Genomic DNA, 19,672 nt, shown 5'->3' with positions numbered 1-19,672 from the left:
CAGCACGCGAGCTGCCGACCGTCGGACCAAACGAGAATGTTATGTTCAGTTGCCCCTCGCTTTCGATTAAACGAGTAGTGGCTGGGGCTGAGCTCGCCGCACTCTTCGGATGACCTCACCGGCGATCTGATCGGCAGAACCGGTGAAGTCGAGCGGCCCATCATACATTGCCGCGTTCATCGGCATCCCGGCTTTGATCTCGCCGGCCTCGGTAAGGACCTTCGTTGCGCCGCTGGCGTGGGCTATTGCGGCAAGTCCGCGTGAGCCATCACTCAGCGAGCCCGATAACACGATGCCGATTGCGCACGTCTTGGCGTGAACGGCCACAGAATTGAAGAGGATGTCGACGGTCTGCCCGCGATGTATGTGTCCAGCGCCCTCGATGGCCTGCAGGTCCTTGGGCAGGTTGCTAAGAAGGTCTTTGATGTCGCTGAGGCCATCTGATCCCGATGCGCCGACGGCGACGAAGAAAGGGGCCACGTTCGTGCTTAGCGTGCGGGATATGCATCTGCTAGGGTAACAGGTTCGCACCAGCTTCGCGAGGATAACCTCAAAGCATTCGCGATAGCACAATATTGCTCCCCAACGGTCCCTCAAGGGCTGCCACCGAGCCCGGCCTCTGGTCATCCAAATGGGTACGGAGAGGGCCGCAGCCGGCAAAAGGCGCGGCCCAGGGCGTCTGACAGCCTACATGTTGCTGGCGGCGTGATGTTGCGGCGGAGACGGTCTGTTCCTGACTGGCCGGGGTCTGTTGTGAACAGGCCGATCGGCGATTGTGTTCGCTATCGGCTGCATCGCTCGCTGCTTGGCAGCTATCCGCTCGCGTTTCACCAGCTTGGCGATAAAACTTCGCACCTCAAACATAATGGGCTCCTCCCAGATGCCCTCCCGCTAATTTGTCATACGCCGGCTGAAGGCCAAGCGCATCTAGATTCGACAGGGTTAACCAGGCTCCTTTTTGTAGGCGCGTGGAGCCGGATCGAAAGTCGGTCAGTCGTCCTGCTGGATGGATAAGGAGTCGATGTGTGGCGATGATTGATCGAGCTGGTGACAAAGACGGTGTGCCGGCAGTGGCGATGGCTTGTCGGAATTCGGCGGTGATTTTGCATCTGCATGCACCGCCGGCAAGAGCCGTTCGGCATGCCAGTCTAATCCCGATGGAACTGCATTGGCGCAATTTTGTTTCTCGTCCGCCCCGCTTGTGAGGCAGTGAAAAAGGGAGACAGTCATGGCAACCGCCAAAAGGGCCTCAACGAAAGGCCTGAACGAACTCTTCGTCGACACTTTGAAGGACATCTATTTTCGCCGAGAAGAAGATCCTGGCAACACTTCCCAAGATGGCCAAGGCGGCACAAAGCCCTGACCTTAAGGCAGCCTTCGAAAAGCACCGCGGCCAGACCCAGGAGCACGTCGCGCGCCTGGAGAAAATATTCGAAACCTTAGGCAAGAAGCCCCAGGGTAAGACCTGTACCGCCATCATGGGCATCACGGAGGAAGGCACCGAGATCATGGACGAGTACAAGGGCTCTCCGGCTCTCGATGCTTACGATGCGCACCTGGGCTAGCGAGCTCGGCATGGCCGAAGCGGTTAAGCTTCTTGAGCTTACCCTTGCCGAGGAAAAGGACACCGACGAAACCCTGACGCAGCTCGCAGTGTCAGCCGTGAACGTCGCTGCCGAGGCGGCTTGGGAACTGCGACATCGGTCTCTGTCATCCGCAAGGCTTCTGGCGGTCGCCGTGGCCGGCGGGTGTTTTCCAGACGCTCAGCTCCTGTCTCGAGATTGACGCGAGTACTCATTTGGTCCTCGTCCGAGCAACGTCACCAAAGGTCCGGTTCCCGTCCTTCATCTCCGTGAGCGTAGGCAGTTTTCTTCCTGGCGCCTGACCCCGTGCTGCTCGGCCGAAAACCCGCGCGGTGCCGCGCGCGAAGCGAGCTATGATCCCCGCCAGCCGAATGTGAAATCCCGCGCAACATCACCAGGGGCGGCTCGCATGTGCGCGCGCCGGCGCGACCGTCCGGCCGCGCGGATGGCTCAGCCGGTGGACACTTCGATCTCCCATCTCGGCTTCCGGTGCATCGTCCGGCCGGGCAGAGCTCAGCGATGATTGCTGAGTGGCTCCAGGAATTGACGGAGCTGTTCGTTCCGATCATCGGCTCATCGCCGCAGGCACCATGCAGAATTCGCCGGCTCCGTGTTCCAGGCAGGAACCCGCCCCGAGAACCAGCACGGCGCGCGCCATCTGGATGCGGCATTCGCGCTGGCTCGTCGGCGGCCTGACCTCCCAACTCGCAGCCGACATCGTCGAAACACATCGACGACCACGAACTGGCAAGATATCGGCCGCATCGGTGCGGTCACCGTCATTCGCACGAGCCTGAAACTCTGAGCGCGATCAGCGCGAGGTGCGGGAAGTCTAAGGTGATTATTAGCCCGGCGGGGCTGACCGGCGCGGCTTTCCATTCCAGGCGAATGCCCGCTGGTTCCAGTCCTCGCGACAATGCCGAAACCAGGTCCGGCGCGAGATGGCGGCTCGACATGTCATGTGCTCGACGACTTCGCCCTCACGTACGCAGGATCCTGGGCCGGCTATTTCACCTTCAGGTCCTGTGGCAGAATGAAAGGTACGCACGGCAAACACGAAGGCGCGGCGGTCGCGGGCAGGATTGGACAGTCGAAGGAGGGCGGCACTTGGTCGAGGTCTTGTCAGCAATAGTGGTCTTTCTGCTGCTATGCATTGGCGCAGGCTTGGGCGTACTTATTCGGGGCTGGCTTCCCGCGCAGCACCAGACCCCCGAAGCCACGCTGCTGATGCAGTTGACCGTTGGTTTGCTTGCAACCTTTGCCGCAGTTGTTCTCGGTCTTCTCACCGCGTCGGTGAAGCAGGCCTACGACAATTCGGCTCTGGACCGGCAGCAATATGCCCTGCAGCTTGACCTCATGGATGCGTGCCTACATGACTACGGAACTGACGCCGCCCGCATTCGCGTCGACCTAGCAGGTTACACCGCTGCCGTTATTGCGAGCACTTGGCCTAATGAAGCTCGGCCCACCGGTGTTTCCTACCCTGACACGTCGCGTATGCCTGTTGTGGGCGCCACACCGGAACTTGAAGAGCTGATGAACAAGATCGGTCTCGAGGTGAACGAACTCTTGCCGGCCGGTCCGCAACAAACGGCGATCGCAGCGATGTGCCGTGCGCGATATGATAGCGTCTCTACGGCCCGTCTCGGCGTGATCGAGGCGGCACGCAGTGAATTGCTGCAACCCTTCTACGGAATTCTGATCGTGTGGCTCATGATTATTTTCGCCTGCCACGGTCTCATCGCTCCACGAACGAAACTGACATGGACCCTCATGCTTCTAAGCGCGATCTCACTCAGCAGCGTTATGTTCGTTATCGCAGACCTTAGTCAGCCCTACGGGGGATTTTTCAGCATATCCAGCGTGAGCATGCGGCGCGCTTTGCAGGCGATGCTGGCTCGTACGAGTTAGGACATTCTCCGTCCGCCTAGACAATTATGCGTCTGGTTGCAGGTAAGCCAGCCGCCTGCTGCCGCCCTCCGGCGACCCCAACAAACACCCCGCCGCACGCCTGCATATCCCTAAAGGTTGACACAGGAAGTCTCATTGGATCAGCCAGATCACCCCTCGCCATCAAGCTTCAATCAGTCTGTTGCGCCGCATCGATCAGTGGAACGCCTTTGCCTCCGGGGAGCCTGTGACTTCTGTGGCATCTTCTGAACAGAACAAACAGGCACTATCACAGGTTAAGCGCAAGGCGATTCGCAATTCCAAAAAGGAGGATGTTGCCGAGGCTGCGCGTGCGGTTATCAGTGAGCGGGGCGAGCCCGAATCCGCATCGACCTATACGGCGCGCTCGTAACACACTCAACATTTGATGGGCGGTCTTGCGGCTGCTGCGCAGCGGCGGCCGGAGGTAACGAGAATGCTGATTGATAGGTTCCACTTATCCTCCTGCCGCCGGAGGGCATCCTGCGCCGATTTCAGGTTTTCGAGTAAACTTTCAAGCAGCTGCTCCTCTTGCCCTGTCGGCCGCCCGCTTCCTGATTCGCTCCAATATCCGGTCCTGAATGGACAAGGCGGTCCATAGTGGCAAACGATGTCACGAAGATAATCTTTGACGGGATCCATGCTTCCATCTCCCTGCTAGGGCGAAAGCATGATGTTCACTTCCAAACGTCCGATGCCGGCAAATCTCGCGGGCGACGATGTCACCATACGCCCTATGGGGGTGGATAGCCAACCTCAAAGGGAAGGCTATTAGCATGGACTAATTTTCTCTTACATCGCAAGATGCCGTCCATTGAGGGGGCCGGTGTAACAGTCGTGATTTTGGTCGTAGAAGATCACCCGTTAATTCTAATGGAAATCGAATCGGGGTTAGAAGACGCTGGGTTCGAGGTCGTGCGCGCGAAAAGCGCAGAAATTGCGATCGAGGTGTTTGACACAGACCCATCGAATATTCGTGCCCTAGTCACCGACATTCGTTTGGGGGCCGGGAAATGTGGATGGGAACTCGCCAAATATTTGCGCCAGGCCGCACCAGCCATGCCAGTTATCTACGTCAGCGGTGACAGTGCCTTGCATTGGGCTAAACGGGGCGTTCCAAACAGCATCATGATTTCAAAGCCATTTGCCGTCGCGCAGATCACAACGGCACTAGCCACGCTCCTAAACCAGCAGCTACCACGCGATCCTGGCGCGCCAATTTAAATGCAATTTCACTGGTACCAGCGGTGGATAACGCCCTACTTGCGCGTGATCCATTCCAGCAAGCGCGGTTCGATCTCTTCGTAGCCGGTATAATCACGAAATAGCTGAGCAGCGAATTCCTGCCACTCGCCTTCAGGGATATGTTCCTCACGCACCATGACGCGGAAGGCATCGCGCATAATGTTGCAATCGAACGTCGAGACTTCAGCCCTTGAGCGCAAATCCCCCATTGCAGTCCCCCCGTCCCAAGCGGGAGCACTACCAGGTCCTCAGATACCCCTCGCCGCAAATGGATACGGCCTATCGCAGGGACTCGCAAGCGCAAGTCCGAATGTCAGCGGGCTGCGGGGTTTGGCCCGCGCCCCTCGGCAGAAAAGCGCGGGCCGACCAAGTTTTCCCTTGGGCAGCAGCGCGAAGGAACGTGGGGAGTGCGCTGCGTTGGCCCCAACTTGCATTGGATCGGGCTGTTCCAGAGCATAGCAAAAAGCCCGCCACCTTGCGGCAGCGGGTGGGGTTCATTGTCTTCGGTGTTTGCGGTGCCCTTGCTAGAACGAAAGGCCACGGGTAGCGTCCGCACGTGAGCAGACGGGCGCGGAAATACGCATCGCCCAGCTTTGATGACATTTTCGCCTCAGCACGACAGATCGAACGGGGACTCAACAATCACGCCTAGCCGCCTCCTCGATCCGGCTCCAGCGCCGGCGCAGGGCTTCATAGGACCGGTAGGGGACCGTCCATACACGGCGATCGGCATTCCAGGAGGCAAATGGCACCTCGCGCATCTCATCAACGACGACGCGTGGATAGGGCGTCACCACTTCCAAATGGTCATCAAGCCGACGAAGATACTTGGAAAGGGGGGATCAAAGGCAAAGGCGTCCCGGCATTTGAGATCGCCATGGGTTTCCGTCTGAGAACGCTCTCGTTCGAGCCATCGATCGACGCCGCGCCGCAGTTTTGCCTGGGACGAACCACGCCTTCAGATCGTCGTTCCAGCGGGCGCGAGGAAAGGTCTTTCTAAACCGCTCTACCGTCATGCGGTCGTATGGAAATGCCGCCGTCGCACCGAGACGCCGGCCGTGAGGCTTTGGCCGCACTCTCCTGGCCTCCGGCAGCTCGGAAAGCTCGCCGTCCAGGCGGGCTTTCTGCACCGTTGACAAATGTTCGATGACCAAGGCAAATCGGGTCCTTTGTTGGAGCTCGTCCCTTGGTCTCCTATGTTCGGCAACGCCTTGCGGAAGTCAAAGCGGATCCCGCCCTTCGCACCCGCCCCTCTAAGGGAAAACCTTCGCGACGGCAGATGTCCGTTGCCTCTCGGCTATTCGCAGCCCTGGGCTTCAGCAAGCGATTGCTGATCGTCGTTCATCTGATGGATGGTGAGAAATCCGTGTCGGACCTAGTTTCTCTGGTGGGCGGGACCCAGACCGCCCTTTCACAGCATTTGAGCGGCATGGCCAAATTCGGAATCGTCCGATCGCGTACCGAAGGTAAACGGCGCTTCTATTCCTGTACGTCCGAACAGGCGAAGATGGTGATTGGCTTTCTTAGCGACATCGCCGAAAGCGACAAGCTTCCGCTGCGAAAGAGATTGGGAAAGGGGTCATCTTCTTGGCGCCCCGGCTAATCGGTGGGCACCAAGCCGCGCCGCCTTGTATGTCAGGTCTAGGTGCTTGCCCGCGCAGCCGTCAATCTCTCCGGGGCGACGGCCTCCAGGGCCGTTTCTGAACGCGCCAGTCCTGAGAGCCTCAACCTCCCAACACGGAATGATGCCACGCCGCTTCGATCTGAACATGAAATGGCGCCATCTCATCGAAAAGGCGGGTTTGCACGAACCGATTGGGATCGACACCGGTGTTGAAAAGAGGTGACGGCACGGCCGAGAACGCTTCGGATGGGTCTCACGGCTTGCAGGAAGGTAGGCTCGCTCAGGTCGTAGAGTGAGGTCCGCATTGCCTTCCTCGCTCGAGCAAACTGAATCGCAGTGAGTATGTGGCCGCGACGCTCACAACGGCAAGGCAGGCTCAGTCACAGGCTGGCGGTCTTGCCCGGGCTGGAAGCCTGGTTCAGCATCGCCGTGAGCTGATAGGATTCCATCGACTTCGAGTGGCGCGTTATCGCGACGCTGCTACCCGGAGGAAATGAGCACTACTTCAATCGCGGGCGGAGCCAGGACCGGGCAAAGGTCGCGGCAGGATCATGAAGTGAGACAGGAGTCGGGTAAGACCGGCGCGCTTTGCCGTGCTGACGGTCTCGCGTGCGATAATCTGGCTGAAATTATCTCGCCTGGCTGCCACCTCGAGACTAATTTAACGGAGTGCCGAAGGAGCCGCGCAATAGCGGGCGTTCCCGCGCTCGGCGGTAGATTGCTGCCACCGTGCCTTAAGGGCGTGCTGAGCTTAACGGGTCGCCGATGTTATCTGGTTTTGATTGACCAAGATGAGAATGCTGCCCGTATCGCTCCGCCGAACCTGAACAGTCGACCTCCCTCTTGGACCGCCGTGAGTTGCCGGCGTATTACCTGGAGCACTAATCGAGATTACTCGACGAAGGAACATTCCATAGACGTTCGCGGAACCAAAGCGGCCAGCTTAGACCTTAGGAACCTAGGACATGAGACTTAAGTCCTACTGCGTAACCCGCGAAAGGAAAACCGCGAATGCCTTTGACTTTACTTCGCGAACTGCACCTTCGTTATCGAGGCAATGGCCCACGTTCGGAAGGGCTATCCTTAAGGTTTAGTTGTGTTGTTGCTGATAGTCGGCGAAGATAAGCACGCCAGTGATGGCCCCGGCCCGGCTGCCAAATAAGTCCAAAAATCATCCCCGGCAGTCGGGCCACAGCCCATCCCAACGGAGCCTCCTACAATGTCGGTGCACCGCTTCAGTCATCCAGTTCACGTGTTCGTGGGGCTTGGCTTTCCCCATCCTGTGACGTCCGTTCAAGAAGCCGTTCAGGTCCTCGATGAGTGGACCGGCAGACGCAGCCCCATCTATGAGGCGGCAGCCGCCCTTTGCCGGTCCGCGCTTGCCGACAAAAGAGACATTGAGGCAGCGTGCGCGACCTTTGAGGCCTATGCTCAAGCCCACGGAATTCAAGCGCCGGATCCAACTGAACTTGCGGTCGCACGCGCGGCGGATGATTGGATGACAGCTTACGACGGGCGTTCTGAATCTTTTGCTAATAATTAGATCGACCGCGAGGGGACAATCCCGGCAGGCTCCCGGAGGAGCCTGAAAGGGTTAGGCTCCTTCCTCCAGGCCCTGGGTGTTTTAGCTGAGGACGACCCCACTTTCGCTCCGCTCGCTCGCCCGCTGATCTGGAACTGAATGAAAGGCGGCATATCCGCCCTCCCCTGCTGCGGCCCGCCAGTCCGAATGAGGCTGGCATCCTTCGACCGGGTGGACTGAATACGTGTCCACTCGCTGCCCTTGCAATGGCCTGACGATGACGCTCTTGCACCAATTATCGATGACTGGCTGCAGAACTCGCGGCGGGCATGGCAGAGGTGGTAGAGCGCCGGCTGCCCTGACCCGCAGTCGACCTGCGCCATGCCAGTCGGCCGACATAGCGAGCGCAAGGAGGCGCGAAATCTGCAGGTGGATGGTCAATCTCAGTGGCGCAACTATCAGCCAATAAGGTTAGACCGAACCTGCTCTTTTAGAGGAGCCTCCTCCCCAGTGATTTTGTTGACAAAAACCTGCCCCCCGATACGCTTTTGACAATCAACTGAAACTTGCGACGATTTTTCCGATGCTGCGCATCGGATCAAAGCCGCCGACGGTTCGACATTAGGTGAACGGTTGTTGGAAATTGAGAAGCGGCAAGCTCCACGGAGGGCGGAGGGAAGATTTGCATCGGCTTGTGCAGAGTCCGTGGCTGCAGCTGTCGGCCGTCCACTTTTTGAAAACTCGCTATCGATATTGAACCGGACTGGCGCTTGGCACATCGCCAAGGACCTTTGTCAGGAGTTCGTTCCCGAACACGCGCAGGTTCGGTATTGGCGGCTTGGTGCGCTCGCTCCCGAAGGCCTGGCCCGCAAGATCGCGGCGCGGCTGATGATGCTGGAAATCAACTGGCTCAAGGACAGCCCACGCTGCTTGATCGGCAGCAAAGCCGCCGACCGGAACACGCGCGTCTTTCTCGATCCGCTCTTTGTGCTGAGATCGGAGCTGGCCGAAAAAGATATCGTGCTCTGCCATGACGTCGGCCCTTTGAGCCATAGTTTTCTCTATGACGCTGTAACCGTCGAGAACTACCGTGTCGCTTATGAAAAAATCCGCAGGTGCAGACCCGGGGTCGTTTTCGTCAGCGATTGGTCGAAGGATAAATTCGTTTCGATCTTCGGGCTGCACTTCCGCTTCCTCACCACGATTCCGCTGTACGTGCGTACGGGTCTATTTACCGGAGCCCTGGAAGCCCTTCCTGGTATCGACAGCCCCTTCTTCCTGACGGTTGGCGCCTTTGAGATACGCAAGAACCAGAAGGCCGCGCTTGAGGCATATCGGGACGCCGGGTTCTATGAGCAAGGTATCAAATACGTGCTTTGCGGTCCGCGAGGCGAGGGCCGCGATAAGATCATTGATCTTGCGAACTCGATACCGGGGGTTGTGATGCCGGGATATGTGCCGGACAGCCAGTTGCGCTGGCTCTACGCGCACGCTGAGGCATTCGTCCTGCCGAGCCTCCTGGAAGGGTTCGGCATGCCAGCCTTGGAGGCTGCCCATATGGGCCTTCTCCCCATCGTCTCCGAAGACAGCGCCTTGGTGGAAGCCGTGGAAGGCGTCTGCGCACAAGTGTCGCCGAAAGACACGGCAGCAATCGGACAGGCGATGCGGCGCGCGTTTTTACGGAGTTCTCACGAAAAGGCGCAGACCAGCCTCGAGCTGCGCGACGTTGCTTCCCGCGCCTCGAAACGAAGCTTCCTGCAGGGCTGGAGAAGTCTCCTGCTGGGAGCATAGAATGGGTCCAGGGCGTTGGATTGCCGCCTCGCCCATAGGCGGCGGTCAAAAAGGGGCTGGGCCGCGCGAGATCAAAATGGCCTTGCCCGCTGCCAGCGCACGCCTTCATTTTCAGCCCGTCTCGGCGCCAAAAGGGGTAGCGGCATCGACAGCAGGCGTGGGCTGTGCCGCCCGATAGGGATTGCGCCTTTCAAAATCTGCAGCCATGCGCAAGGCGCTGACCCTGGTGGCAGAGACGACGGCGATTGCGATGAAGAACACGGCGCCGGGGTCGGCGCTGCCACCAGACACCGAGTTAGCGATTATGCCCGCGAAGGCGGCGTTCCTGATGCTCATTGCAACTGCAGCCGTTTCAGGCGCCACCCACTGTTGGACCCCGCCCAAGCCCCTGATCAGGACACCGAGCAGCATTGCCAGCATCAGAGACCCAAACAAACCAAGCTGGGAGAGAACCGCGATCGGCCAGCTCGATGCCCTGGAGCTGCCGAAGCCGACGCCAAGGCCACTGGTGTCGACGAAGGACTGCAGGCTCTTGAGGTTCCAATAGGTGCGCTCATGCCCCGAGGCGGAATCGGCTTTGTTGACGATGGTGCTGTTGATGAGCCTGACGAAGGGGTCCAGCGCGTCGGCCCGGTAGAGGCTGACGCCCATAACAACGGCCACGCCGAGCACCATCAGCACCGTGATCAATATCTCCTCCCGTTCGACTCTTCCCCGGAGAACTGATGCCAGCATTGAGAGGGCGACCGGAATACACAGTAAAGTCAGGCCAACGTAGGCGGTCGAGGACGTCGAAAGGATGGTCAGGAAAATCAGGATGGCCGACAGCCACTGGGCAAGGCGCGATCCGGTCATTCTCCAATATGTGTAAGAGAAAGCCAGGCAGACCAGTGAAGCGCCGGCAAACGAAGAAGCCTCGGAAAAAGGTCCCGTGATGCGCGCGAAACCGGCCTCGTACGCGTCGCTGATGATCGCATAGTTGGCGGTTCTGACCGGGGCGAGCACGTCGCCCACACCGGCATTCTTGCTGACGAAATCAATCAGCCCCATGCCAGCGTGCAGGGCGCACCACAAGAAGAAGCCACGGCGTAGCTGGTCTATCCTGTCGGCGTGCAGCAACAGGGTGCAAAGCGCAATGGTCGTGAGCCCACCGAGAATGAAATAGCCCGTCTGAGAGATGTTGCCTGAAACCGGAGCCAGCGACGCTTCCACGACGGTGCCGCGGATTTTCGACTGGACAAAGACGGCCGTTTGGCCGGCGAAGAACCTTGGAAACAGCCACGCCCCAATGATTGCGTACACCATGAGGCTCGCAAGGATCCAGACCGGGCGGATGCTCCCAAACACGCTTCCCAAGTCAAGCCATATACGTCGTCTGGCAGCGACGGCAGCGACGAGTAGAGCCTCGAACACGGTGTAGATGAGCGGAGATGACCCACCCAAAACAGTCAGGGTCATGAGGGCCGTGGCGCCGAATGCCTGGGAAGCAATCAGCCCAACGATCAGCAGTCCCCGGGAATAGTATGCAATGATCAGAATAGCCGCGCACACCAGCAGACCCGGTAAAGAAACCTGCATTGCTGATCGAGCCCCGCTCTCAGTTGGTCATGGTAACGTTGACGAAAGACGCTATCCGGTGATGCATCTTTCGACAGGCACATAGCTTGGGCAAGAGAGCCAAACGGCGTAGTCCCGTGTCCCGCGGGAGGCCCTAGCACCGAGCAGCGGCAGACCCCACCGCGGCGTTATGCTTGTCGGTGAGCCTGGTAAAACGGGCTGCCAGAAATGGATGGCAAGCATGGAGCGATTTGCTTGAGCAAGAGAAGCACGTGCGGCGTAGGGCCGACACCTCCGGAATTTTCGAGACGCCGCCCTTGCGGATTCCCGCCTACCCCTTCCTGCAAACGGCTAATTGGCAAACGCACACTAAAGAACGCCTCGACGGCGGCGAATGTCACACTTATACACAGAACTGCGGGCACGTCTCTGCTTACAATCGAGAGACGTCGTGTTAATGGGACACTATCGGGAGCTCTTGGCAAACGGGGTGGGTTCTCCAGAGGTCCATGTTGAGGAGGATAAGCGGTATGACCACCCAGGTTGTCCATGGCGCATTTGGCCCTAAGCAGATGATGCAATTGAGGGAAATTTACGAACGGGCGCGCGCTGTGAGCGCCCATTATCCTGAATCCCACCTTGCCAACAAGGCCGCCAAGAAGTTGATCGATGCCTTCGAAACCGTGACCCGCAGCGATGAAAAGGGTAGGCGGTGGCTGAGTGAGACGGATCCCCAGGGAAACGCCTGAGGTCCAGCGTCAATTCCAGGAGCATTATCAGCCTGTCAGCCAATGCCGGCAGGCGGATTTCTACTACGCCGTCCTGGCGCTGCTCCCGCAAAGCGATAGAGGAGCCATCGGGGCGGGCGGGCGGCTCCCCTATCTTGTCTCGCGTGTCCGCAGACAGACCGCGAAGGCCCGGGCAGACGCTGGCAAATCGATGTTCGTCCTGGGCAACGCATTTCGTCAACGAAGCCTTTTGTGGCAAGACGCCACAGAGTACTGCCTGCCCAGCTTCCGCCTATTGAATGAGCATGACGGCTTAGTCAATCTCGGACTATTTGCATGCTTGGTTCATGAACTGAGCTTATCGGCCAGCCCTGTTGCCCGCGCAACTGGCGACATTCGCTCGGCTTGAATAAAAAAATTATCGGAAAATTAACTTAGATTAGCACCCACTTGTAAAGCATAAACTATTCAATCCTAGGTGGCGTTTGGGAAACGAGGAGCGCTCTAAGCTGAAGAAGTCCAGCTAGGCCTTCACGGGACGGGCAGAAAACTTCAAGAAAATCCGGGAATTTGAGGGGGTTATGTCGGCCGCCAGAAGGTCGTCGTGTTTGATCAAGGGTTGGGGTACTAGTATGATTTCTGCAAACGGACTGCATAATTTCGACTCCGCAAGTCAACCAGAAACTCCGTCGAGCAGCATTAGAAGGGGCAGCGAACAAGCAGATAGAGAATGCCTCCTTATTCTGGACGGAAGGGCGTTGGACCGCGAATGTCTCGCATCGGCCCTCGAGGATCATGACCTGGGAATGGCCGTTGCCGCCATGGGATTGATCGAAGAATGGCGTATAAAGAAGGGGGCTTATCCTCCTCTAGCTGCCATTCTATTTAATCTTGGCGGACGCAAATTTACTGACCGTGGGATTGCAGATGAGATCAGAGCCATCTCTTCTGAATTCAGCTCTGTTCCAGTCATAATCTTATCTGATACAGAAGATCTCGGGCAAATACTAACAGCACTTGAATGCGGCGCACGCGGATACATCCCGACTTCTGTTGGTATTGACGTCTGCGTCGAAGCCGTCAACCTTGCGGCGGCGGGTGGCATCTTCGTGCCGGCCAGCAGCGTGCTGTCGATGCGGCATCTGATCGATTCAGGCAGCCGCGAGACGCGTCCGTTGACGGCTATGTTCACGCACCGGCAAGCTGAAGTGGCTCAGGCGCTTCGGCGAGGTAAGGCGAACAAGATCATAGCCTACGAACTGAACTTGCGCGAAAGCACTGTGAAGGTGCACATCCGAAACATCATGAAAAAACTGAAGGCAACCAACAGGACAGAGGTCGCCTACAAGGTGAACGATCTTTTCGGCGAAGGCGCTCTCGCGCAAGAATGATAGTGGTTTCAGGCGGCCCGTCGGGGATTAGCCCCGGGGGGCCGTATTTTTGTTAAAATCGCTCCGCCATTGTTCGAATGGCGTCTCGTCTGAGCCAAAACGCAATATCGGCTTAAGCACCGCGGTTGTTTTCGCAAATCTATTCCGTTTGCAGGATCATGCACCAACTGCAGGTGCTCTCACACCGACGCGGGCAAAGGACAGTGTCGGTTCTCGCGCCAGGTTTCATCAATCGTGGTCTCTCCGGCCGTCTTAAGAGCAGTGGGGGGCAGCGCTGCAACGGCGGTTCCAACGTCGCGAATGCGCGTGCTGCGACCCTGGCAAAAAGGAACGGCGTTCATCTCGGCAACTCCGATGGGGCGCGGCCACTGTCGCGAAAGGAATTGGCAAATTCGCGCCCCGGCCGGCTGGTGATGCATCTGCCTGATGATCTCGTCCTTCAGGGCCCATGGTATGGCGCGAAACAACCATGCTTGTACAGATTCCGGTCAACCGTGAAATCAGACAGACCTGCCGGCGGCGGCCTCAAGTCTTGTGCCGCGGCCGGAGCAATGGACTTGCAATGCCACCGCCATACCCGGCGTCTTTGCCCTGCTTAGTCGGGCGCGGGCACATCCGAGGCGTCGCGCATGGCAGAATGTCGGGATTTGAATTCGCTCGAGCTGACGATGCCAAAGGCAATGGCATCGCGCGTCATTGATCCTAAGCGCAACTGGCGGGTATAGGTTTCCATACCGTAGCTGTCCGCGGGGCGTTCCAACAAGAGCAGGTAAAGAAACGCGACATAGGCGCGGTCGGTAAGCCCAATCGTGGCATACTTAGCCTCGAATTCTTCGGAGCGAATCATTTCCATGATCACGTTGGTGAGCCGGGCGCCTCCGCTCTCGAGCGTTGCCGACCAGCGATCCAACTCCGCAGCGTCGCCGTTATGGCCAAGTACGAGGCAATAGGCAAAATTTACCTGACGCACATAGGTGAACCCGTCGGCAAACTTGGCACCCGCATCGCAATCCCGGCGTGGTTTGGGCAGGGGCTGCGGGCCACGGGTGATGTCGCGAACAGCCATATAGGCAGGTTTGGGTTCACCTGCTATCCATTTGCCTTTGTTTGCGGCAAGTCTGACCAGCCCCATATTGGCTTCGAAGCTTGGAGCCCAGTAGGTCTCATCCAGCAGCTCGTAGATGTGCGCTGCTTCGACTTTGTACTTGTCCTGGAGTTCGCGAAGCCGTGTCATTGTTTGCTTGACGCCGTCAGCCTGCTGGTGCTCGCTGCGCTGACTTCCGTAGGGGTTGTTGAATTCGGTGACCCAGATCGGTTTGCCGTAGGAGGAAATCTCGCGGAAAGCCCATTCGGGATCTTCCCCGTACATGTGCCAGACGGAGATGTCCCAGGCGATTCCATCCTGCTTCATCCGCGCGAAGGCGCCAGTATGGCCCCATCCAGCTGTACCCATCGCCTTTTTTATGCTCGGGTCGACTGCCGTCATGCCCTCGGACAGGCCTTTGAGGACGGCGCTCACCTTCACCCAGCGCGGACCGTAGTAGTCGAGCACTCCGTTTCCACCCGCGGGACCCCACCCGCATGGATATTGCGACCCGTCATCGCGTTTCTCGCAGGGCTTTATGATGGCGTATATCTCCATCTCGTTGCCGAGTTCCCAAACGCGGATATCGTTCTTGAACCTGGCGCCAAGGGCGAACGCCAATTGCCGAGCCTCGCCATAAAGCTCTTCCGGCTTGTCCTTGTCCAGGTCTAGTCCCGGCGTGATCACGGGCAGTATTTCGATCCCTCTTTCTTTGCCGGCCTTTACGAGTCGCGCAAGGGTATCTCCTTGATCTGCCGCCGTGATGTTGACCCGATATGATTTGACGCCGAGATCTCTGACGAAATCGAGTTGTCTTTCGATCGGAACATCCGGGTAGGAAACCACCGGATGGCCGTTCACGCCCCAGAGCAAATCGGCGGATGCGGGCGCGGATGCTGTCAGCAACAAAGCAGCCGCGGCTGCAAAACGAAACGACATAGCGATCATGCCTCCCTGTACGACAATCAATATCGGGATTGTCGGAACTACCGGATGTTGAAGCAATTTGCCTATACGGGGGTGGTAAGCTTCGCATTACCTCCTTTGGAGGCCATGACCTAGCCATCAGGCGGCATGACTATTTGACTGCCACTTCCCTGACAGGACACCCGGATGGGCGTTGATGCGTGCCGTGATGAAACGAATTGATATGTGCTTTGTGCGGCAATCAGTTGGGGGTAACTGCACTTGCGTTCGACTACCCGTAGACTTCCCCGAAATCCGCGTCGACCTGGATCATAAGCTCGAGATACTTCCATGCGATCCATCGCCAAGAATAGCTGCTCGCCCGGGTATGGCCCTTGCCAACCATTCGCTTACGCAAATCCGGGTCAACCGCTAGCTGGCGAACGTTTTCGGCCCATGACTGTACGTCGTCCGGGTCCGCATAGAGCGCGGAATCTCCACAGATTTCAGGCAAACAGGGCGAAGTCGAGGCTATGACCGGGCAACCCGAGGCCATCGCCTCGATTGCGGGCAGCCCAAAGCCTTCGATCCGTGATGGAAACAGGAAGCAGAGGGCGCCTTCGAGCGCCTTTTTGAAGTCGTGATCGTTTACGCGCCCAAGGAGGATTAGGTTCGACGGCATTTCCGGGACGTGCCGCAAGACCGTGGTCTCGTCGATATCCCCAGGCATCCAGAGGTCGAGACCCATCCCATCTAGAAACGATGCGAGCTTGGCTAGAAGCCCCATGTTCTTGTATTCTTGATCCCCCCGGCCTAGGCAAACGACATATGGCCTGCCCCGATTGACGGTCAGGGATGATCTTGTTGCGTCCCACTTCTTGGCATGATCGCTGCCGTTGTAGGTAACGACGATATTTTCCTCGCGTGCGATCCCGAACTCGACCAAATGACTGCGGGAGAGTTGCGAAACCGTCGTGATCCGTGCGGCCCGCCTGCCCAGCATTGGAAGGATCAGGCGGTGTGCCCAACGGAACCCTCTCGCGTAGCTCGACGGCATCATTCTCGTATGCATGTCGTGGATGCATGCAATTTGGCGTCTCAGCACGACGGGCGCGAGGTTGCAGAAGCTGAGCAGCCCTCCCGGCACGTGCCAGGGCAACTGCGCCTGCACCCACAACTGCGGAAGTCGAGGCCTGTTGAACTCAGGGACGATCCGCATCGAGATGGCTTTGAGATGAAGAGCCTCGGCAGGCGGGCGCGGCACCACGAGATCGATCTCAAGGTCGCGACCCAAGGGATGCCCTTCGGAAATAAGGGCATCGAGAGCCATCGTCACCTCGTGGGCGTAACGCGCTATCCCATTGCGTCGAAGCGTCGTGAAATCGCCGTTTATCGTCCACCGCCGCTTGGGCGGCTCGAAGTCCGCCGGTGTCCGGCCAGGATGGCCAATCAGGTACGGCGAGCCGTCGGGAAGCGATCTTGCCACCATCGCGGCGGCGCTCTGCCGGCGCGAGTTCCTGGACTGCAACGCCGGCGCCGCATTGAACTCAGATTTGCCCACCATCTCCTCCACCTTGCCGGACCAACAGCCAGACTAACACCGTCGCCAACGCAGCGGCCCTCAAACGTTTGAGGTAGTTCCAACGCTCGCCCTCGCCTGGCTGGATGACCCTCAGCGCGTCTGGATGACCCAACGGCCGTAGTGACCGCACGCGCTAGCGGTTTAAAACTAGAAACATCGAGAGGGTGACATGGCACGGCACTGGACAATAAACGGACGTTTCCTTTCCCAACCGACAACGGGCGTCCAGCGCTATGCGGGAGAGATCGTCCGTTCGCTGGACGCGCTGATCACCGAACAGGCGCCGCTCACCTGTGGGCTTGAGCTCAGGCTTCACTGCCCACCGGGGAGCTCGGACATACCGCTCAATTCTATCGAACGTTGCGTGCTAGGCAGCAGCGGTGGGCATCTATGGGAGCAGACCCGGCTAGCCGCCTCTGTGCGCGGCGGCGGGCTACTCAGCCTGTGCAATACCGGGCCGGTTCTGTCGCGCAAGCATATCGTGTGCATTCACGATGCAAATGTCTGGAATGCCCCACACAGCTATTCACTTGGCTTCAGGACCTCCTACAAAGCGCTGTTACCATGCCTCGGCAAGATGGCATGCCGCATTTCGACAGTTTCCAATTTTTCGCTAGGCGAACTGGTCCGGCGGGACATCGTCCCAGAGCGGAGGGTCTTCGTTGCGCCGAACGGCCATGAACATGCCTTGCTGTGGAAGGCTGAACACTCGGCAGCGACACGATTGGCCGCCTCGCGCGAAACCATCGTCATGATCGGCAGCGCCGCACCCCACAAGAATGTGAATCTCATTCTCGATATGGCCGACCGCCTTGGCAAAGCTGGACTGAAGATCGCGGTTGTCGGCATGGCGGGTTCGGCCATTTTCAAAACAGGATCGGCCAGAGCTGAAGCCCGAAACATCCATTGGCTCGGACGCATTTGCGACAACGAGTTGGCTGCGCTGTTGACGGACTCGCTTTGCCTGGCCTTTCCTTCACTAACAGAGGGCTTTGGTCTCCCAGTTGTCGAAGCAATGGCGCTCGGCTGTCCGGTTGTCGTGTCCGAACGCGCCAGCCTGCCAGAGGTCTGTGGGAACGCAGCCCTCTATGCTGCCGCTGACAATCCGCAGGCATGGTTCGACCGTTTCATGGAACTCCGCAATTCCAGGACCCTGCGCCTGCAGTTGATAGGGAAGGGACAGGCTAGAGCCTCGGCATATAGCTGGAGAGCAAGCGCCTTGCGCTACCTGCAGGCGATGGCTGTTGCTGACGGTATCGATACAGAAACCAACATAGTCAGGCTGCGTGAACTCACATGATCGCGTGAAGTGCCTGGACCGCTCCTATGGACTCCAGCATGGCGCGGTCGAAATTCTCTTCCGAGAAGCGCTGCGCGTTCTTGGCGCAGGCCTGGGGCGTGATGAGGTGGCTGTGTTCCTCAAACCGTTTGACCGCGTCTATGAGGTGCTCGATGGTCTGAGCCTTGAACAGTACCCCCGTCGGCTCGGACTTTGCTCCCAGGCCTCGCGCGATATCGACCGCGCCGCCTCTGCCGAAAGCGATCAGCGGCGTCCCACAGGCCTGCGCCTCGGCGAGCGCGATGCCGAAGTCCTCGCAACCCGCAAACACCATCGCCTTCGCCCGGGCAAGCGTATCGATATATTCCTTGCGAGGGAGGAACCCCGAAAATGTGACGTTCGGACCCGCCAGCGATCGTAAACTGGCTGATTGCTGCCCTTCGCCGACTATGACCAGCCGTCGCGACGGCATCTCGTTGAAAGCCCTGATCACCAGGTCGGTGCGCTTGTAGGGGGCCAGGAAGGACGCCGAGACGTAGTAGTCGTCCTTGTCCTCTACGCAGGGCAATTCCTTCAGCGAGACCGGCGGGAAAACAACCCGTGCGTCACGTCCGTAAATGTGCTGGATTCGGGAACGGACATAGTTTGAATTCGCCAGCATCAGGTCTGGACCGTGCGCGGTTCTCGTATCCCAGGTCCTCAGACGGTGCAGCATATAGCGGTAGAGCAGTCCTTTCGGACCGAAGCCGAGCTTGCCCTGTTGAAGGTAGGAGAATTGCTCATCCCAGGCATAGCGGACGGGGCTGTGCACATAGCACAGATGCGGCTGATCAGGTCTTGTGATCACACCTCGGGAAAATGCCGCCGAGGACGAGATCACAGCATCATAGCCGGTCACGTCGAACTGCTCGATCAGAAATGGGCAAAAGAAGAAGAGGGACCGGTAGAATTTCCGTACCATCGGTATCCGATTGGCCGCGGAGGCATGAAATTCCACGTCGCGAAAGTATTGCTCCTTCACCTCAGCCGGGAGGAAATCAAAAAGTGTGAACACCTCTGCATTGGGAAATTGCTTGCATATCTGCGCCAGAACTCGTTCGCCACCCCGGAAATTTGGGCACCAGTCGTGAACGACCGCTATCCTGGCATATCTGTCGAAGTCGGACACCGGAGCAGCCGGAAACTCCTCAATCGGCATTTCGACCTTGGCCGCGATGGCCAGGTCGGAAGAGCGTTCATGGAGCATGGTTCTCCCCTTCCCCTTTGAGGCCTCAGTTTCTGTTTTGTCGAAGGAGGATCGCAAGTTGTCCGATCGGTCACGGACTGCTGCCGGCTGGCATTTGCCCTACCGCTTATGATTGTGAGCCGCTTGCGGGAAATACTTCAAAAGCGGGTACCCGGGGGTAGGCCCCGTTGGTCGAGCCCACTTTTATGCAGGCTGCTTGAGCCCT

15 protein-coding genes and 1 pseudogene are annotated in these 19,672 nt (G+C 58.4%); 9 read left to right on the top strand and 7 right to left on the bottom strand.

The genetic code is table 11. The features are described from left to right. Nucleotides 1-66: 66 nt before the first annotated feature. Complete coding sequence (locus LB571_RS24010; protein ID WP_224598539.1) at nucleotides 67-480, bottom strand: chemotaxis protein CheB; 414 nt, start codon at nucleotides 478-480, stop codon at nucleotides 67-69. A 510-nt stretch (nucleotides 481-990) separates the two neighbouring features. Beyond that, nucleotides 991-1,296 carry a hypothetical protein gene (locus LB571_RS24005; RefSeq protein WP_224598800.1) on the bottom strand — a complete coding sequence of 102 codons (306 nt, stop codon included), beginning with the start codon at nucleotides 1,294-1,296 and terminating at the stop codon, nucleotides 991-993. On the opposite strand from LB571_RS24005, the pseudogene LB571_RS24000 reads away from it, so the two are divergent. The 3 genes and pseudogenes from LB571_RS24000 to LB571_RS23985 form a co-directional block, all read left to right on the top strand. Then, nucleotides 1,229-1,686, top strand: a pseudogene (locus tag LB571_RS24000) (ferritin-like domain-containing protein); the annotation flags it as partial. The gene LB571_RS24005 and the pseudogene LB571_RS24000 sit on opposite strands and share 68 nt — an antisense overlap. Nucleotides 1,687-2,690: 1,004 nt before the next feature. Then, nucleotides 2,691-3,494 carry a hypothetical protein gene (locus LB571_RS23990; RefSeq protein ID WP_140793026.1) on the top strand — a complete coding sequence of 268 codons (804 nt, stop codon included), beginning with the start codon at nucleotides 2,691-2,693 and terminating at the stop codon, nucleotides 3,492-3,494. 855 nt (nucleotides 3,495-4,349) lie between these two features. Then, nucleotides 4,350-4,736: a response regulator gene (locus LB571_RS23985; RefSeq protein WP_224598536.1), complete on the top strand. Its 387-nt coding sequence runs from the start codon at nucleotides 4,350-4,352 to the stop codon at nucleotides 4,734-4,736. Between the two features lie 35 nt (nucleotides 4,737-4,771). On the opposite strand, the gene LB571_RS23980 is transcribed toward LB571_RS23985, so the two are convergent. Further along, nucleotides 4,772-4,966 carry a hypothetical protein gene (locus tag LB571_RS23980; RefSeq protein ID WP_140793023.1) on the bottom strand — a complete coding sequence of 65 codons (195 nt, stop codon included), beginning with the start codon at nucleotides 4,964-4,966 and terminating at the stop codon, nucleotides 4,772-4,774. A 977-nt stretch (nucleotides 4,967-5,943) separates the two neighbouring features. On the opposite strand from LB571_RS23980, the gene LB571_RS23975 reads away from it, so the two are divergent. The 3 genes from LB571_RS23975 (at nucleotide 5,944) to LB571_RS23965 (ending at nucleotide 9,694) form a co-directional block, all read left to right on the top strand. After that, entirely contained in the window at nucleotides 5,944-6,360 is a 417-nt protein-coding gene (locus tag LB571_RS23975) for an ArsR/SmtB family transcription factor (protein ID WP_224598533.1), read from the top strand. A gap of 1,240 nt (nucleotides 6,361-7,600) precedes the next feature. Then, nucleotides 7,601-7,924, top strand: coding sequence for a DUF982 domain-containing protein (locus LB571_RS23970; RefSeq protein ID WP_224588072.1), 324 nt, complete (start codon nucleotides 7,601-7,603; stop codon nucleotides 7,922-7,924). A 684-nt stretch (nucleotides 7,925-8,608) separates the two neighbouring features. Continuing rightward, nucleotides 8,609-9,694, top strand: a complete 1,086-nt coding sequence (locus LB571_RS23965) for a glycosyltransferase (RefSeq protein ID WP_140793017.1) — start codon at nucleotides 8,609-8,611, stop codon at nucleotides 9,692-9,694. Nucleotides 9,695-9,805: 111 nt separating this feature from the next. On the opposite strand, the gene LB571_RS23960 is transcribed toward LB571_RS23965, so the two are convergent. Beyond that, on the bottom strand, nucleotides 9,806-11,272 hold the full coding sequence (locus LB571_RS23960) for a hypothetical protein (protein WP_140793015.1): 1,467 nt from the start codon (nucleotides 11,270-11,272) through the stop codon (nucleotides 9,806-9,808). 509 nt (nucleotides 11,273-11,781) lie between these two features. Between LB571_RS23960 and LB571_RS23955 the strand changes: the two genes are divergently transcribed. After that, complete coding sequence (locus tag LB571_RS23955; protein WP_140793013.1) at nucleotides 11,782-12,000, top strand: hypothetical protein; 219 nt, start codon at nucleotides 11,782-11,784, stop codon at nucleotides 11,998-12,000. A 611-nt stretch (nucleotides 12,001-12,611) separates the two neighbouring features. Continuing rightward, the gene (locus LB571_RS23950) at nucleotides 12,612-13,370 is read left to right on the top strand and encodes a response regulator transcription factor (RefSeq protein ID WP_140793011.1); all 759 of its coding nucleotides are present in this window, start codon (nucleotides 12,612-12,614) and stop codon (nucleotides 13,368-13,370) included. A gap of 595 nt (nucleotides 13,371-13,965) precedes the next feature. Here the strand turns inward: LB571_RS23950 and LB571_RS23945 are convergent. Together LB571_RS23945 and LB571_RS23940 are read right to left on the bottom strand one after the other, a co-directional pair. After that, nucleotides 13,966-15,402, bottom strand: a complete 1,437-nt coding sequence (locus tag LB571_RS23945) for a DUF4214 domain-containing protein (protein WP_411908858.1) — start codon at nucleotides 15,400-15,402, stop codon at nucleotides 13,966-13,968. 250 nt (nucleotides 15,403-15,652) lie between these two features. Beyond that, entirely contained in the window at nucleotides 15,653-16,924 is a 1,272-nt protein-coding gene (locus LB571_RS23940) for a glycosyltransferase family 4 protein (protein WP_224588075.1), read from the bottom strand. A gap of 187 nt (nucleotides 16,925-17,111) precedes the next feature. Between LB571_RS23940 and LB571_RS23935 the strand changes: the two genes are divergently transcribed. Beyond that, entirely contained in the window at nucleotides 17,112-18,242 is a 1,131-nt protein-coding gene (locus LB571_RS23935) for a glycosyltransferase family 4 protein (protein ID WP_224588076.1), read from the top strand. On the opposite strand, the gene LB571_RS23930 is transcribed toward LB571_RS23935, so the two are convergent. Then, nucleotides 18,235-19,467 (bottom strand): glycosyltransferase, encoded by a 1,233-nt coding sequence (locus LB571_RS23930; protein ID WP_411908859.1) that lies wholly within the window; start codon nucleotides 19,465-19,467, stop codon nucleotides 18,235-18,237. The two genes, LB571_RS23935 and LB571_RS23930, sit on opposite strands and share 8 nt — an antisense overlap. Nucleotides 19,468-19,672 lie beyond the last annotated feature (205 nt).

It is taken from the genome of Mesorhizobium sp. BR1-1-4, from assembly GCF_020165375.1.
Lineage (GTDB): Bacteria > Pseudomonadota > Alphaproteobacteria > Rhizobiales > Rhizobiaceae > Mesorhizobium > Mesorhizobium australicum.
Note: the sequence above shows the minus strand (reverse complement) of the source record. Positions and strands in the feature narration are given on the sequence as shown.

Excerpts from the sequence above, each read along its gene's own strand:
- LB571_RS24005 (WP_224598800.1), bottom strand. The coding sequence starts at position 1,296 with ATGTCCTTCAAAGTGTCGACGAAGAGTTCGTTCAGGCCTTTCGTTGAG.
- LB571_RS23980 (WP_140793023.1), bottom strand. The coding sequence starts at position 4,966 with ATGGGGGATTTGCGCTCAAGGGCTGAAGTCTCGACGTTCGATTGCAAC.
- LB571_RS23970 (WP_224588072.1), top strand. The coding sequence starts at position 7,601 with ATGTCGGTGCACCGCTTCAGTCATCCAGTTCACGTGTTCGTGGGGCTT.
- LB571_RS23960 (WP_140793015.1), bottom strand. The coding sequence starts at position 11,272 with ATGCAGGTTTCTTTACCGGGTCTGCTGGTGTGCGCGGCTATTCTGATC.
- LB571_RS23955 (WP_140793013.1), top strand. The coding sequence starts at position 11,782 with ATGACCACCCAGGTTGTCCATGGCGCATTTGGCCCTAAGCAGATGATG.
- LB571_RS23950 (WP_140793011.1), top strand. The coding sequence starts at position 12,612 with ATGATTTCTGCAAACGGACTGCATAATTTCGACTCCGCAAGTCAACCA.
- LB571_RS23945 (WP_411908858.1), bottom strand. The coding sequence starts at position 15,402 with ATGATCGCTATGTCGTTTCGTTTTGCAGCCGCGGCTGCTTTGTTGCTG.
- LB571_RS23940 (WP_224588075.1), bottom strand. The coding sequence starts at position 16,924 with ATGGTGGGCAAATCTGAGTTCAATGCGGCGCCGGCGTTGCAGTCCAGG.
- LB571_RS23935 (WP_224588076.1), top strand. The coding sequence starts at position 17,112 with ATGGCACGGCACTGGACAATAAACGGACGTTTCCTTTCCCAACCGACA.
- LB571_RS23930 (WP_411908859.1), bottom strand. The coding sequence starts at position 19,467 with ATGCTCCATGAACGCTCTTCCGACCTGGCCATCGCGGCCAAGGTCGAA.